14 protein-coding genes are annotated in these 14777 nt (G+C 29.8%); 5 read left to right on the top strand and 9 right to left on the bottom strand.

Translation table 11 applies throughout. The features are described from left to right. Window positions 1–17 precede the first annotated feature (17 nt). The 3 genes from J3477_RS19785 to J3477_RS19775 all read right to left on the bottom strand — a co-directional run bounded on the left by J3477_RS19785 (window position 18) and on the right by J3477_RS19775 (window position 2734). The gene (locus J3477_RS19785; protein ID WP_206871666.1) at window positions 18–908 is read right to left on the bottom strand and encodes a polysaccharide deacetylase family protein; all 891 of its coding nucleotides are present in this window, start codon (window positions 906–908) and stop codon (window positions 18–20) included. Between the two features lie 199 nt (window positions 909–1107). Further along, window positions 1108–1767 (bottom strand): HAD family hydrolase, encoded by a 660-nt coding sequence (locus J3477_RS19780; RefSeq protein ID WP_206871664.1) that lies wholly within the window; start codon window positions 1765–1767, stop codon window positions 1108–1110. A 112-nt stretch (window positions 1768–1879) separates the two neighbouring features. Continuing rightward, window positions 1880–2734, bottom strand: a complete 855-nt coding sequence (locus J3477_RS19775; RefSeq protein ID WP_206871663.1) for a MurR/RpiR family transcriptional regulator — start codon at window positions 2732–2734, stop codon at window positions 1880–1882. A gap of 321 nt (window positions 2735–3055) precedes the next feature. Between J3477_RS19775 and J3477_RS19770 the strand changes: the two genes are divergently transcribed. Next, a complete protein-coding gene (locus J3477_RS19770; RefSeq protein WP_206871660.1) occupies window positions 3056–3895 on the top strand; it encodes a PHP domain-containing protein in 840 nt (279 codons plus the stop codon). A gap of 68 nt (window positions 3896–3963) precedes the next feature. Here the strand turns inward: J3477_RS19770 and J3477_RS19765 are convergent, their stop codons facing one another. Together J3477_RS19765 and J3477_RS19760 are read right to left on the bottom strand one after the other, a co-directional pair. Continuing rightward, complete coding sequence (locus J3477_RS19765; RefSeq protein ID WP_206871658.1) at window positions 3964–5319, bottom strand: MATE family efflux transporter; 1356 nt, start codon at window positions 5317–5319, stop codon at window positions 3964–3966. Window positions 5320–5479: 160 nt separating this feature from the next. Further along, the gene (locus J3477_RS19760) at window positions 5480–5923 is read right to left on the bottom strand and encodes a MarR family winged helix-turn-helix transcriptional regulator (RefSeq protein ID WP_206871656.1); all 444 of its coding nucleotides are present in this window, start codon (window positions 5921–5923) and stop codon (window positions 5480–5482) included. 394 nt (window positions 5924–6317) lie between these two features. On the opposite strand from J3477_RS19760, the gene J3477_RS19755 reads away from it, so the two are divergent. Together J3477_RS19755 and J3477_RS19750 are read left to right on the top strand one after the other, a co-directional pair. After that, window positions 6318–6917: a TMEM175 family protein gene (locus J3477_RS19755; RefSeq protein ID WP_206871654.1), complete on the top strand. Its 600-nt coding sequence runs from the start codon at window positions 6318–6320 to the stop codon at window positions 6915–6917. Between the two features lie 191 nt (window positions 6918–7108). Continuing rightward, window positions 7109–7990, top strand: coding sequence for an SPL family radical SAM protein (locus J3477_RS19750; protein ID WP_206871652.1), 882 nt, complete (start codon window positions 7109–7111; stop codon window positions 7988–7990). A gap of 69 nt (window positions 7991–8059) precedes the next feature. On the opposite strand, the gene J3477_RS19745 is transcribed toward J3477_RS19750, so the two are convergent. Both J3477_RS19745 and J3477_RS19740 read right to left on the bottom strand, forming a co-directional pair. Beyond that, window positions 8060–8992: a DUF4179 domain-containing protein gene (locus tag J3477_RS19745; RefSeq protein WP_206871650.1), complete on the bottom strand. Its 933-nt coding sequence runs from the start codon at window positions 8990–8992 to the stop codon at window positions 8060–8062. 1 nt (window position 8993) lies between these two features. Then, window positions 8994–9503 (bottom strand): RNA polymerase sigma factor, encoded by a 510-nt coding sequence (locus J3477_RS19740; RefSeq protein WP_206871648.1) that lies wholly within the window; start codon window positions 9501–9503, stop codon window positions 8994–8996. Window positions 9504–9836: 333 nt separating this feature from the next. Here J3477_RS19740 and J3477_RS19735 point away from each other — a divergent pair, with 333 nt between their 5' ends. Then, window positions 9837–10052: a helix-turn-helix transcriptional regulator gene (locus J3477_RS19735; protein ID WP_206871646.1), complete on the top strand. Its 216-nt coding sequence runs from the start codon at window positions 9837–9839 to the stop codon at window positions 10050–10052. Between the two features lie 2 nt (window positions 10053–10054). Continuing rightward, a complete protein-coding gene (locus J3477_RS19730; protein ID WP_206871644.1) occupies window positions 10055–10462 on the top strand; it encodes an LPXTG cell wall anchor domain-containing protein in 408 nt (135 codons plus the stop codon). 222 nt (window positions 10463–10684) lie between these two features. Here J3477_RS19730 and J3477_RS19725 read toward each other — a convergent pair whose 3' ends face one another. Both J3477_RS19725 and J3477_RS19720 read right to left on the bottom strand, forming a co-directional pair. Beyond that, on the bottom strand, window positions 10685–13141 hold the full coding sequence (locus J3477_RS19725) for a GxGYxYP domain-containing protein (RefSeq protein WP_371876610.1): 2457 nt from the start codon (window positions 13139–13141) through the stop codon (window positions 10685–10687). Between the two features lie 255 nt (window positions 13142–13396). Next, window positions 13397–14776 (bottom strand): sensor histidine kinase, encoded by a 1380-nt coding sequence (locus J3477_RS19720; protein ID WP_206871643.1) that lies wholly within the window; start codon window positions 14774–14776, stop codon window positions 13397–13399. Window position 14777 lies beyond the last annotated feature (1 nt).

The raw sequence follows: 14777 nt of genomic DNA, 5'->3' as shown, positions 1-14777 counted from the left end.
ATATTTTAAAAACTATTTCAATAATTATTTATAGACCTTTGATAATCCCTTATTTCTTTCCATGAAATCAACTTAATATCTTCACTTAATAATATTCTTTTAATATCATCATCTAAGAACAGATTATATTCCATTTGTCTCTTTTGCCAATGAGGGGTTATTTCCTTTAGTTCCTTGCTCACAAAAGAAGGGTGAATGGTAATCTGAGTAATACCAGGTTGTATTTCCATTAATTTATTTATCATAGTGTCTTTTACAGTTTCATAGTCTTCGCCGTTTTGTAATTCATAAGGCAATGAAATAATATCATCTATAATCATTATTCCTAATTCTTCAGCCATTCTTATATATCTTTTAAAAGAGCTTATCATTCTTTCATCAAAATAAACTTGATTTACTGCTTGCTTAGGTAATAGGAAGGGTAGTCCATATTCAAGACATAAATTAAACACTATCTCCATAAAATCCCTTCCTAAGAAAAATCCAAACACACTTCCTTGATGACTATCTAAATGTGTAGGATCAATTCCCAAGGATGAAGCTAACTCAATTTGACTTTTCAATTCCTTCTCAACATGGTTTATATCACTATTTAATTCTATATATTCTGAGCTATCTGGGAAAACTCCATTATTATTAATCAATGTTTTAACCTCATTAGCCATACTTACAGGCTTAAATTTGTCTGTAAGCGTAAGATGAATACCTACATTTATGCATGAAGTACTTTTTAAAAAATCTTTTATTTCCTTTGATCTATTTCCAGGCATCATTATTGATGTAGATGTTATCGCCTTACGATTAAACAGATCAATAATAGCTTCATTCGTAGAATGAGCTATACCAAAATCATCTGCATTAATTATAAGTACCTTATCTGTCTTTCTAAACCCCATTTTTTCTATCATTTTTATACCTCCATTTAATTTAATACTTATTCTAAAACTCTCTCTTTTCATATAGAAATGATTAAAAAGGGATGTAAAACCACAAACGTGATCTTACATCCCTTTAGTTGCACAAATATTATATTTAATAATTAATTTATTTGAATTATAACATGCATTTTCGTAAAGTAAAGTATTTAGCTGAATTTTTTCACGGATTTTAAACATTTTTTATTATGTTTATAATTTCATTTGGAGTATCAATTATATGTTTTGGGTTATATTCTTCAAGCTCCTCACGACTTCTAAAGCCCCAGGTAACTCCAACTACATCCATTCCCGCTCCAATACCAGTCTTCATGTCAGTATTAGTATCTCCTATATACAAACAATCTTTAGGTGAAAGTCCAAGATTAATAGCTGTGTTAATTGCTCCTTCAGGGTCTGGTTTTCTTCTAACTCCATCTTTTTCTCCGGAAATACTATCAAAATACCCTTCTCCGAATATCCCCTCAATATTATCAATAGTCCTATCATGAGGTTTATTAGATAAAACTGCAATTTTAATATTATTTGATTTTAAATAATCTAACATGTCTTTAATTCCATCATATGCTTTGACTTCATACATACAATGAATTTTAAAATATTCAGTGTATGTGATAAGTGCATCCTCATAATTTATTAGATCTTTATCTCCACAATAAATTAAGGCACGCTCTATTAGTTTTTTGTATCCATCCCCAACAAATATCTTATAATGATCTTCATCAACTGGACCTAGTCCATATTTTTTCAAAGTTAAATTTGAAGTATAAGCTATTGCTTTAATAGAATCTATTAAAGTACCATCTAAGTCAAAAACACAACATTTATACATTGTTCACACTCTCCTAACATCAATAACTTAAGATACATCTCTTATTTTATTCAAATGGATAAACAAATCCCCATTGATTTCTAATTTCACTTAATAAGTGATTAATACATTTTTATATTTTATCATCAGCGATAGATTGTTCATGCTTGCTTAGGTTTTCATAAACATCTTTTTTGCCTACTGTTAAGAACAAATAGAGAATTTCAATTACCATAGATGCAGATATCCTTGAGAAATAATATTCATCCATGAATAATTTTTCTCTAGTAGATGTTGTAATATGATATTTACTAGCTTTAGCTATTGGTGAAAGCTCATTATTAGTAATAGCTAGCGTAGTTGCTCCTTTTTCATTAGCAGCTTCGATTACACTCATTAATCTTTTGGATGCTCCTGAATTTGATATTACAATTACTACATCAGTCTTTGTTAAATTGAAGGTATATGCTAATTGCGTTTCCCAAATAGTACTAGATATCGCAGGGATACCAATTTGATTAAATTTATAGGTACCATCTAGAGCAACTGGAATGGTGTTCCCAACCGCAGCAAATTGAATAGACCTCGCATTTTTCAGCAACACTAGTATTTCTTTTAAATTTTCTTCATTTATCATTGTGACAGTTTGCTTTAGCTCTTCTATCTTATTTGCCAAGATATTTTGAAGAGATTGACCTATATTCTGTTCATCAATATCGTTAGATACTGGAACAAAATCATCTTGCGCTTCAACAATCTCTTTTGCTAGACTGATCTTTAAATGATGAAACCCTTTCATATTGCATTTTTTGCAAAACCTAGAAATGGTCGCTTCACTTGCTCCGCTTACTAAGGATAATTCCGCGATTGTCATTTCTATAACTTTTTCTTTGTTATTTATAATATAATTTGCGATTTTTTTCTCAGCCTCAAAAAAATCATCATATCCAGCGAAAATAATGTCTAATATGGTTTTATTATTTTCCATATGGTTGGCCCCTCTCTGAAGTTAAGATCGAATTAAATATTCTTAAGATAGAATCCTGCTTAACTTTTATTATAAGTTAACTATATTGTGACAGAATAATTTTGTCAACAATAATTTCATGAAATTAATTTTCACAGATAGATGTTTTTATTTTCTTAACATCAAAAAAGCTTTAATTTATATAAGACTTTTTCATTAATCAAGAAATTAACTTTCATTTAATTCATTGACAAGAAATTTTATTTTATGATACTGTATAATTATAAATTCATATAGAAAATTATTATGAATGTATGATGAATCATGCGGATTGGAGGAAAGATGAAAGCGGATCTACATAACCATAGTTTTTTATCGGACGGAGTTTTAAGCGTAAAAGAGATCGTAAATTATTCAAAGAAAATAGGTTTAGATTGTATATCAATAACAGACCATGATACTATGGCTGGTGTCATTACAGCATATACTCTAGGTGAAAAGCTTGGTATAGATGTAATACCTGGAGTTGAGATATCGTCTGTTGATTATAAAACAAATCGTTCAGTCCATATGCTTTGTTATTTTCCTAAAGATATATTCAAACTTCAAGGATTTTTAAACAAAACCTTAATCAGCAGAGAAAAAGCAAAAAGAAACATGGCAAAGATGCTGATGGAGGAATATCCAGTTACAATGGGACATATTGAAAACTACAGCCATAAGAGCGAATCTATGTATGAAACCCATATAATGCAGCCTTTAGCAGACCTAGGATATAGCAATATTGTTATTGGAGAATTATATAAAAAATTACTTTCTAAAAAAGGAAAATACTATGTACAAATTCAATATCCTAGTGTTGATGACGTATTGAAGGTTATAAAAGAAGTTGATGGAATTGCAGTAATGGCTCATCCTGGCCAATTTAATTCACTGGAGCTGTTAGCAGATTTGGCTAGGAACAAAATGGTACAAGGAGTAGAATACAATCATCCTAGAAATTCTGAAGAAGATAAAGAGAAAATAAAATATATTGCAGAAAAGTATAATCTTATAATGACTGGTGGAACTGACTTTCATGGTTATTATACAAATCAGCCTTATCCAATAGGGTCGTTTCTATGCCCAGAGGGACAAGTTGAGAAATTAATTGAGTTAGGAAATAAAAAAAGCTGGCTTTAGCATTTATGCTAAAGATAGCTTTATGTTTAGAGTTATCCACCTTTAGATGGAACACTTCATAATAAATTTTATATTTTCATTGAAGGATCTTTTTTAAAGTGCAACCACAATATAGCTCCTACTAAACAAGCTAAAACTTCTGATACAGTTAGAGACCATATTAATCCATGAAGTCCCCAAAAAGCATTAGATAAAATCATTATTGGGATTACAATTAATCCTTTTGCCACAGACATAATTGCAGCCTCTTTTTCTCTTCCCACACCTTGGAATATTCCTACAATCAAACCAGAAAGACTTGTGAATAAAGAAGATAAAAGCATAGCCACAAAAATCAAAGTTCCAATTGCAAGAACTTCACTATCTTTACTAAACAACTGAAAAACCTCAGTTCTAAATATCAGTAAGGTTCCTGAAATAATCCCAATTAAAATTACAATATAAGATGCTGTAGTACGAATTATTTCTTGCATCCTTCCTATATTTTTTGCTGAATAGGAATATGCTACGAGAGGTATTATCCCCATAAATAAGCCCATACCTATAAAATCTGATAACTGTACAACTCTTTGTGATATACCAAAACCTGCAACCACATAATCTCCATACCTAATTGAGAGATTATTAAATAGCAATCCTGAAATAATTAAGAATACATCCATTAGTAGAGATGTTACCCCTATTTTGAAAATATCCTTAGTCATTAATGAAGTTGGTATAAATGCCTTAAAAGAAATACTTAAAGCAGAGCTTTTCCTCTGTATATAATAAATAAAATACAATACAGCACAAAGATTTCCTAAAACAGTTCCTAAGGCTGCTCCCATAATGTTTAAATGACAAATGAAGATTAAGATTGGGTCAAGTATAATATTTGCTATAACACTAATACCCATTCCATACATAGATACTGTAGAAGCACCTTCCGCACGGACAAGCTGTTCTAATACAAAATTTGCGATTATTATCGGACTTCCTATAGTAAAAACTAAAATTATACTTTTAGTAAATTCTATATTATTTCCTTCTGCTCCTAACAACTTCAACATTGGCTGAAGCATCGGTATAGAAAACAATATAAGCATCAAGCCTGTGATTATACTAAAATAAAAGGATACTGAAGCAACCTTTTTAGATTCTCGAAGATTTTTTTCTCCCAAAAGTCTAGAGATAAAGGTTCCTCCCCCTGTTCCAAATAAATTTCCTAGTGCCATCAAAACTGTAACAAATGGTAATGCTAGAGTAATTGCTGACATCATCTCTGTATTGTTTAACTTCCCAATAAAATATGCATCAATGATGTTATAAATTAAATTCAGTGACATCCCAAGCATCATTGGTAATGACATGTGTGCTATTGCTTTCCAAATTGGTGATTTTTCAAAATAATATGAATCAATTTGATCTATTTCAACTTGTTCCATTTCCTTATCCTCCTTTAAAATGCTTATAAATCAATAATTGATAAAACAAAAAAATTTACTACTTTCAGTTATAAGGAATGGTTGTTAGTTTATATAAATTGATTAACCTATATAAACTAGGCTATAGCACCTATTATCATGGATTTATATTATTATATTTTTAACGTTCACGCTGATGATTTCTAAAGAAATCAGCTCCTCCTGGAAACCCTTTTTCTCCTCTAATGCCGTGATGCTCTTTACGTAATTCCTCAATATTTTCACCTGAACTTTGTTCAATTGAGTTAATTAACTTACTCATTAGACTAGAAAGTTGCTCCATTTCCTGTTCTGATAAACCTGAAAAAATATTATCAACTAGCTGCATTCTAGCCTGCATTACTTCATTGGCTGACTTTCTGCCATGGTCTGTAAGATATACATTGGAAACTCTTTTATCCTTTTCATTTACTCGTCTCTCTACATAACCATTTTGTTGTAATTTATCAACCAATTCACCAAGAGAAGCAGGTCTTATCTGCAGCTGTGAACTTAATTCCTTTTGAGTCAAACCATCTTTCATTAATAATAATCCTAATAAATGCCCTTGAGCTCTACTAACCATAATTTCATTATCCTTAGAATTTGAATTATGCTGTTGTCGATTAACAAGATTAGTAAAATAATTTATTTGTTGCAACAATTTTTCTGAAGTTATATTATACATGTATTTATCTCCTTAAAAATTAATAAGGTACCTTAATATATTCATCATATACCTAGCCAATTTTATTGTCAACAGATTTATTAAGGTACCTTACTTTATTTTATTCTTAGTCTTTTCTCTTCTTGTGTTTCCCATATTTATAGAATATAATCTTTGTATTTCCAAATAAAAAACCATAGTTTTAGTAAACATAGAAATTATATATTTAATTATAAATAAAGAAATCCATTAGGATGTAAACATACCGAATCATAGAAAAGTAATCATCTATAGAGAGAAAGTGAGGATACAAATGAAAGTTGCAAAAAATAGACTTGAAGCCTTTAGTGATGGTGTAATCGCAATTATTGTTACTATAATAGTTTTAAATATCCCTATTCCAAATACCTTTGACACTGCTTCCATTTATGGATTAATTAATTCAATTATTGTATATCTAATCAGCTTCTTAGTTGTAGGGAACTTCTGGAATCAGCATAGGAGACTTTTTGATGAGTTAGAACATGTTTCTAATAGAGTGGTCTGGATAAACATAATATTTTTATTTTTCTTATCCTTAGTACCTCTGTTCACAAAATGGGTTATACAGAATCCCAATGCAGTAGCGCCTGCAGTTGGATATGCCATAGTTTTCTTATGTGTAAATTTATGTATGAGTTCTATGTTTTTATTTATAGTACCTATCAAAATATTTGAACATAAATCTAGATTGTATCTACGCATATTTATAATGCCGGTTATAAGTTTAATAATAATCTCTATCGCTTTCTATTATCCAAGAATATCGATAATAATGTTTATAGGTCTTCCAGTTGCTTCTTCTGTTTTAAATCTACTTTTTGAAGTAGATCCAAAGCATCACGAAAAGCAGAAAAGAAGAGGGCTTCATTAATTTTATAATTATCGCGATCTTTATTTCAAATAATATGACAGACTTATGTCGTATTTAATTAGGTATACTTTATTAGTAAATTATATGTTTTCAATATATAATGACTACAAAAGGTGCTGAGCTTAATTAATATAAAAAAACATTTTATTCTTAGTGGTCTAATATCACTGTCATAAATGGAGGTCAAAAATATGCCAAAAGAAATAGATGCAAAGATGTTACTTTCTACAAGTAAAAACCCTAGTGGTTGGTTTGGTACTAATTATACCTTCAATATTTATAGAGGTTGTGAACATCATTGTATATATTGTGACTCAAGAAGTTTATGCTATAGGATAGATAATTTTGATGAACTAATAGTCAAAAGAAATGCTGTAGAACTTTTAAATAAGGAACTTAAAAATAAAAGAAAAAAAGGTGTAATTGGAACTGGTGCTATGAGTGACCCTTATACTAGATCAGAAAAGCACTATCAATTAACCCGCGGATGTCTTGAAGCAATTGCGCAATATAGATTTCCAATTCACATCACAACAAAAAGTAATCTTATACTCAGGGATATTGATATTCTTCAAGAAATAAATAAAATTTATGCTTCTGTTGCCATAACTATAACAACTACGGATGATAAGCTTGCAAGCGTAGTAGAGCCAGGTGCCCCTTCCTCTACAGATCGACTTAAAGCACTTGGAATTCTCTCTGAACTTGGGATTCATACAAGTATAACAATGATGCCTATCTTGCCTTTTCTTGAAGATACTGAGGAAAACATTTTAGACATAGTAAATAAAGCAAATTACTACGGAGTTAAAAATATTGTTCCTTGGCTTGGAATGTCACTTAGAGATAGGCAGCGAGATTATTATTATAAAAAACTAGATAAACATTTCCTAGGAATTCGTGAAAAATATGAAAAGAGCTATGGCGATAGATATAGTTGTTCTACTAAAAATATGAAAAAGTTAAGTTATGTTCTATCAAACGCATGTAGTAAATATGGCATTAGCCTTAAGATGCCTACCTACCAAAGTGAAGTAACTGCTGTACAGTTGAGCTTTTTGAATAACAAATAAAAAACACTAGAATCAAAAGAAGCTACTCTTGGAATTTTTGTAGTTTATCTTTTAATTCTAGTGTTTAATCTATTTATCTAGATTAATATCAGTAGAAAGTATCACTTTAGTCTGGTCGGCAGTTTTTATTGTTAAATTCAACTTATCTGTCTTAGTCAAAGGTGGATAATAAAGTTTAAAATCTTTAGTTGTTCCCATTTCTCCAGAAACTTGTCCAACTTTATCTCCATTACTGTTTGAAAGAACTGAATAAATATCAATATCTCTTCCCTTCATATTACCTTCTACAATCGTATACGTCCCTGTAATCTTCACACTTGTTATAGTAAGTGCTATTTTACTATCATTATAAACTCCACTTGCTTTATAACTTTCAATGGAACTAGGATTAATATCGAAATCAAAATCCCAGTCTCCTTTAATATCATTTATACTACCTATATTAAGCTTAGCAGTTATTTTTTTAGAAGGAGATCCCTTGAACTCAATTGCAGTTTCAAAGTTATCTTCCCCTTTCGCAGTCACACCTTGACCATAATGAAACATTTCGTATTTTTTCCCGTCGCCATCTATTAGAGATACATTAGATAATTTAAAATCTTCGAAATTAACATTTTTGCTATCAAATCTTATGCTTATCACGGTTCTAATGCCATCTGATACAACACCTTTTAAAGTTACCTTCACTCCATTTTTTTCACAAATTTTTTCAACTGAACTAACCTTACCATCAATCTCTGATTTAATTACTCCTTTATCTACAAACATACTATTAAAAATGCTTCCAGCAGGTTTAGATAAAACTGTTAATGATCCTAATACAATAAATATCAGAAAAGATGCTGCTGTTATTGCTGCTTTACTTCTTGTTTTTATATTTTTAGTCTTCTTATTTTCTATTATTCTGTCAATTGATTTTAGGTTATTAGGTAGCTTTATATTGTCATCTAGCTTTCTTAAGCTTAATTCTATATATTCATCGGTTATTTTATTTTTATCCACCTTACATTCCTCCCTTTAGAATATCTTTTAGTTGATTAAGGGCCCTATGCAATTGAGATTTAACTGTTCCCTCTGAAAGCTTCAACACTTCGGCTATCTGACTTATTTTAAAATCATGAAAAAATCTAAGAATTATTACTATCCTGTACTTATAATCTAACTTTAACAATGCATTTCTTATAACAATTGAATCATCAGATATATCATCTTCCCATACCGAATCAAAAGTTATTTGAGAAAGATTGAATCTAAATCGCAAGAATTTCATCCTATTACATCTGTTAATCAATATTTTTAAAATCCAAGAATGGAAACTATCTTTGTTTCTTAAACTATTAAATGCTTTAATGGCAAGTATTACTGTATCTTGAACTGCATCTTCAGCATCAGATGGGTTTTTCAGAATCATAAGAGCGGTTATATAAAGCTTTTTACTGCAGCTTTCATACATTTCTATAAATTCTCCATAGTAACTAGTGGATTCTAAAATTAAAGTATCATTTGAAGTCAAAGCTTCACCTCATTTCACTATATTAAGCAAAAAAACTTTATCATAACTATAGATACCGTACCTCGTAATTTCGTTGCATTGAAATTATAAAATTTAAAAATTTTCTATATAAGACTAATATTATCATAGGGCTTTGTATTGCTTTGTCGAATCCAGGTTATAGAAGATATTTTATTTCGACAGCGCTTTTCCTTTAAACTCTTATAGAAAATTTAAAATTTGGTTATTAACAATTTATAATTAGCAAATATGTAAAGATATCTTTACATTTCTGTTTTTCTATATTACAATTTATGTAAAGATATCTTTACAGTTTTTAGGAGTTGGTTTTCATTGAAAGTAATTAATCATATTAAAGAAATCAGAGAGAAGAAAGGCATTACTCAAACAAAGATGGCTGAAGATCTTAGAATAACAAGACAAACTATAAACGCCATTGAAAAAAATAAATATAATCCAAGCTTAGAACTAGCATTGAAGCTGATTGAATACTTTGAGGTGCCGATTGAACAATTATTTTACTTAGAAAAGAGTATTAAGGAGGATTAGATATGAAAAAAGCTCAACTATTTATATATTTATACCTAGCTATAATTTTTATAGCAGGAGGTTTGGTTATGTCCTATTTTCTTAGCCAAAGAAATGCTCTAGACTTTAAAACTGGAGCAACAAGCACTATATTTGGAACTTTAGTGGGATTGATGATTGCACTGGCAACTTCTTTAATATACAAAAAGAAAAATGGCAATATCCCTCCAGTTGACGAACGTAGCTTAGCAATTATGAAAAACTACTTTTTAATAGTTTTATATATACTATTAATAGGAAGTGGAATAGCCTTGTTTGCTTTATTTGTTATAGGTATTACCTCTATAGAAACCGGAACATTAATAGTGTGTCTCGGTGCAATATATTTACTTGTGATAATAGGAGCCTTTGCAGTAAAGCAGTTTTGCTAAAGTTGAAACACTTCAATCCGAAATCTATTCTCAAAACTCATCTGAGTTCTGAGAGGAGAATTTAAAAACATAAATTTAGTTATGAAGTGGCTCATCTATAGGTAAATTGATTATATATTAAGCATTAAGTGTTTTCTATGTATTAAAACCAAAGACTATACACCTTATAAATCGTAAAAGTGCATAGTCTTTTTTTACATCACCACTATTATTTCAAATTAATTACCTTTCAATATTTTTATTAATTAGCTCCATAAATACTTTTGGGTTAACTATTCTAACTCTTGGATTTTTCTCTAGCATATTTACAGCATTTTTAACATCATTCATATCCTTACTCCAAACATGAACATACACAAAAGTATATGCTTCGGCCTTCCTTACATCTGTTTGACCTTGCGCTATTCTAAAATTAATATTTTTATTCAGTTGTTCTTCATCTTCTAGTCCACTCCATAGTAAATCCCTACAGGATACCATTGGCTTACCATTAGACCAAACTATTTCTCCTTTATAGTTATCATGTTTGTGATAGTCTAAGTAAAATAATCCGTTTATATTAGTCTTGCTTGTAAATTGACTCCAAAGCTCAGCATCATGAAAGCTTGAATCATCAATTACCGCTAAGTATCGTTCATCAGTCTGTTTCATATAATTATCCAATTGTTTTATATATTTGGAAAGTTTTTCTTTATCAAACTTGCTTGGATATATATAACCACTGCCGGAAGGAGGCACTACAAAATAATCACTATACTTTCCCTTAGTCGCACTTTCGTAGTACCTATTAAAAACTGTGGGAGCTAAATAATAGATAGATGGGCTTATCCCCCAACCTAAATTGAAATCTCCTCTATAGCTTGATCCATACCATTTCTGTGAGCTGTAGTTTGTACCAAGATTCCATTGCTGATTATCTCCATCGGACATAATAAAAGTTACATAATGCACATTGTCCTCCTTAGGTATATCTTTAGCTATATCCCCTTGTTTAACAGGTGCAGTCTCAAATGCACTTAAAACAGTCAGATTATAAGACCAATCAGCAGCTACCATACTTACACCATGCTTTGATGCCGTACTTACATTAGTAAATTCATCAGGCCCCCATCCCATGCACACGCTACTTCCATCCATTGATGAAAATATCTTATCTCTAAGAGAGGTGTTTTTTATATCATTTTCATAAAATACTAGTGCTTTACTCATAATTGCATAGTCTCTAAGTGAAGCACTTTTATTAGGCTCTAATTGTATTACAATTGAGTGATTTATCCCTTTATTCCATAAGTTATCGTATGCCCAACTTTCCTCTGTATTTCTACAATCTCCTGTTATCTTCGTTATGCCATGAAGCTTTGTTTTATATTCAATGCTACTATCTACTGCTATTGAAGCTTTTAACGAACAAAGAGAACAGGCATTATTTATAGATGGATTATTCCCTACATCATACAGAACATATCCATCTACATAATCCTTAAAACTATAAACTAACTCCCACGGATCCGAAACTTTTTTATACGTTACTCCATAATTCTTATTTAAATCCTCTAACCATATTTGATAGTCTGGCTGATCAGAATTTAATGTGTATATTTGGTGATCGGATTTATTATTGACAACTCCTTGAAGTGTAGCTATTAAGTTTTTTTCACTTTCAGTCATATTATCTTGTGAAATCACATATAGAAAAGTTGGTTTTATCGTATTTTTTATATACATTGAAAAAGGACTATTACTTGCAGTAATAGTCTTCTTCCATTCAATCCAACTAGTATTAAAATTATCTTTATTTTCATTACAATACTTATAGAAGTTTTGTAAGAAACTAATTCTTTCATTGTTATAAAATGATTTAGTTTCTTGTTCATTAAATCCCACTAAAGCTATTTGTCTCTTCATAATATTATCAAAGGTAACCTGCTTAGAATTCTTAACCATATCATACATTATCATAAATGTAGTAGTTCTTCCTACTCCCTCTTTGCAATGGAAGTGTAACCATGTATTTTTAGGCTGTTTTTTAACTATCTGTATAAAATAATCAACCATTTCATCTGTAGGTATCTTTCCATCAGTAACAGGAATACGGATATATCCAAGTTTATTTTCCTTAACTAACTGTTCTTCATCCTGAACCTTAGTCGGAATTATTGTGTCATTAGGATGATTTGTAAGAGTGATAGGAACATTTAGTTTAATGCTTTTAAGCTTACTCTGTTCATCAGCTAATACCTGTTCTTTTGTTAATCCCATGTTAGCATCATTTTTCTCATTCTTCCAACTTACAGGGATATTATTTATAAATCCATGAGATTCTTGTCTCAAGTCTATTACTGTTATAGGCATCTTCGTATTTATACTACTTATTACAAGTGGTAGATTAAAACCTGAAAACTGTTGAGTTCCAGATATGTTTAGCTCACTTAAACCTTTTAAATCTATTGTCTTATCTTTCTGAACATTACTTAAATCAGAAGTTTTTCTAAAATTTCTTGGCATTCCTTGATAATTTGTTGTATCCATAACCAGAGAAATGCCCCCATTTTCAACAGGGGTATTGGATACTCTTAAAAACTTATTTTTTTCTTGCATGGTACAAGAGCAAAATATACTTAATGTTATTAATACTAAAAAGCTAGCCACATATTTTTTTAAATTTTTCCCCAAGCTCATCACCTCATAACTTAATAGTGTTTATTAAACATATATATATACCACTTCGAACCTAAATCTATTTTTATTACAAAGTGGTTCATCCATATAAGACCTTCATCCTTACAATTAGGACTATAGTTTCCTTATATACTTTCTGCTATTAAGACTATCTTTATGATATTTACATATTGGTTTTAATTCATTAATTTACCACAAATCATAAATAAAAGGTGAGGATATCCAATTGGCTCCTCACCTTTTATTTGAAAATCTCTATTCACTTAAGTCTAATTTAACAATAAAACTTGTTCCTATTCCTTCTTCGCTTACAACTTCAATTATCCCACCATGAACATCTGCAATCCATTTGGCAATTGATAAACCAAGCCCAGTTCCTCCTTTTTCCTTGGATCTTGACTTATCTACTGTATAAAATCTATCGAATACATTTTGAATATCATCCTTTGGTATACCTATTCCTGTATCTGAAACACTTATATATAGAGATTTATTTTTCACCATAGAATTTATAGTTATTGTGCCTTCATCAGGTGTAAATTTAATACTATTATCAATAAATATTCTTAGCATTTGTTTTATAAGTTTATAATCTCCATATATATCAGCATCTTCATTTTCTTCGCTAAATATGTTATGCTTTTTATCTATTAATTTTGTTTCCTCTAGCACTTCATCTATCAATTTATTTAAATGAAATTTCTTTTTCTCTACTACTTGAGTTAAAGCATCTCCTTTAGCCAGAAATAATAACTTTTCTACTAAATTAGCCATGTTTTCAGCTTCAAGCTTTATACCATATATTGATTTTTCTAAAGCTTCCTTATCATTTTTTCCCCATCTATCTAATAGATTTGCGTATCCTTGAATAACTGCAATTGGGGTTCTAAGCTCATGGGATGCATCTGATACAAACTGACTCTGGCTATCGAAAGCTTTTTGTAATCTATCTATCATATTGTTAAGAGTACTAGCTAGTCTCTTTAACTCATCATCAGAATCATTAACTTCAATTCTTTCTTTGAGATTGTTAACACTAATATTTTCAGCTGTTTTAGTTATATTATCTATAGGATTGAGCATTTTTTTACTTATGATATATCCCAATACTATTGATGCTACCATTCCGATAAAATCAGCAATGGCCAAAAATACAAATAATATCTTTATGAAACTATACTCATTTTCTAAATCTTTTACTACTTGGATATATACTACTCCATAATTCTTACTATCTAATTTAGTATTTAAATATATTAGATGTTTTTCTTTTTGCTCTAAATGTTTCGTCTTATCATTAGTTTCATTAAACTTTATATTGTAATTAAAGTCACGTGATTGATTTATAATATTATTGTTATTATCCAATAACCTTATTGATATATTCTCTTTTGAAGGTAAATCAGCTAAAAAATCCTTATTATATAAACTTAACTCTCCTGTTTCGTCATTTATCTTATTTGTTAATACCGTACTTATATCATTAACTTGCTTGTCAGCTTGCTTATATAAAAAATACTTAGTACCATATAGAGTTACCGTACTCAATATAAGCAACACTAAAGAAAACATAAAAGCATATATTAAAGTTAGCTTTACCGATATTTTAGCATTCTTAATTATTGATAGCTTCATA

Source organism: Clostridium zeae (assembly GCF_017312485.1).
Taxonomy (GTDB): domain Bacteria; phylum Bacillota; class Clostridia; order Clostridiales; family Clostridiaceae; genus Clostridium_AR; species Clostridium_AR zeae.
The sequence above is the reverse complement of the archived record's forward strand: the minus strand, read 5'-3'. Positions and strand labels throughout refer to the sequence as shown.

Bases quoted from the DNA above. Each gene is read 5' to 3' on its own strand.
- J3477_RS19785 (WP_206871666.1), bottom strand. From the start codon at position 908: ATGATAGAAAAAATGGGGTTTAGAAAGACAGATAAGGTACTTATAATT.
- J3477_RS19780 (WP_206871664.1), bottom strand. From the start codon at position 1,767: ATGTATAAATGTTGTGTTTTTGACTTAGATGGTACTTTAATAGATTCT.
- J3477_RS19775 (WP_206871663.1), bottom strand. From the start codon at position 2,734: ATGGAAAATAATAAAACCATATTAGACATTATTTTCGCTGGATATGAT.
- J3477_RS19770 (WP_206871660.1), top strand. From the start codon at position 3,056: ATGAAAGCGGATCTACATAACCATAGTTTTTTATCGGACGGAGTTTTA.
- J3477_RS19765 (WP_206871658.1), bottom strand. From the start codon at position 5,319: ATGGAACAAGTTGAAATAGATCAAATTGATTCATATTATTTTGAAAAA.
- J3477_RS19760 (WP_206871656.1), bottom strand. From the start codon at position 5,923: ATGGTTAGTAGAGCTCAAGGGCATTTATTAGGATTATTATTAATGAAA.
- J3477_RS19755 (WP_206871654.1), top strand. From the start codon at position 6,318: ATGAAAGTTGCAAAAAATAGACTTGAAGCCTTTAGTGATGGTGTAATC.
- J3477_RS19750 (WP_206871652.1), top strand. From the start codon at position 7,109: ATGCCAAAAGAAATAGATGCAAAGATGTTACTTTCTACAAGTAAAAAC.
- J3477_RS19730 (WP_206871644.1), top strand. From the start codon at position 10,055: ATGAAAAAAGCTCAACTATTTATATATTTATACCTAGCTATAATTTTT.
- J3477_RS19725 (WP_371876610.1), bottom strand. From the start codon at position 13,141: ATGAGCTTGGGGAAAAATTTAAAAAAATATGTGGCTAGCTTTTTAGTA.
- J3477_RS19720 (WP_206871643.1), bottom strand. From the start codon at position 14,776: ATGAAGCTATCAATAATTAAGAATGCTAAAATATCGGTAAAGCTAACT.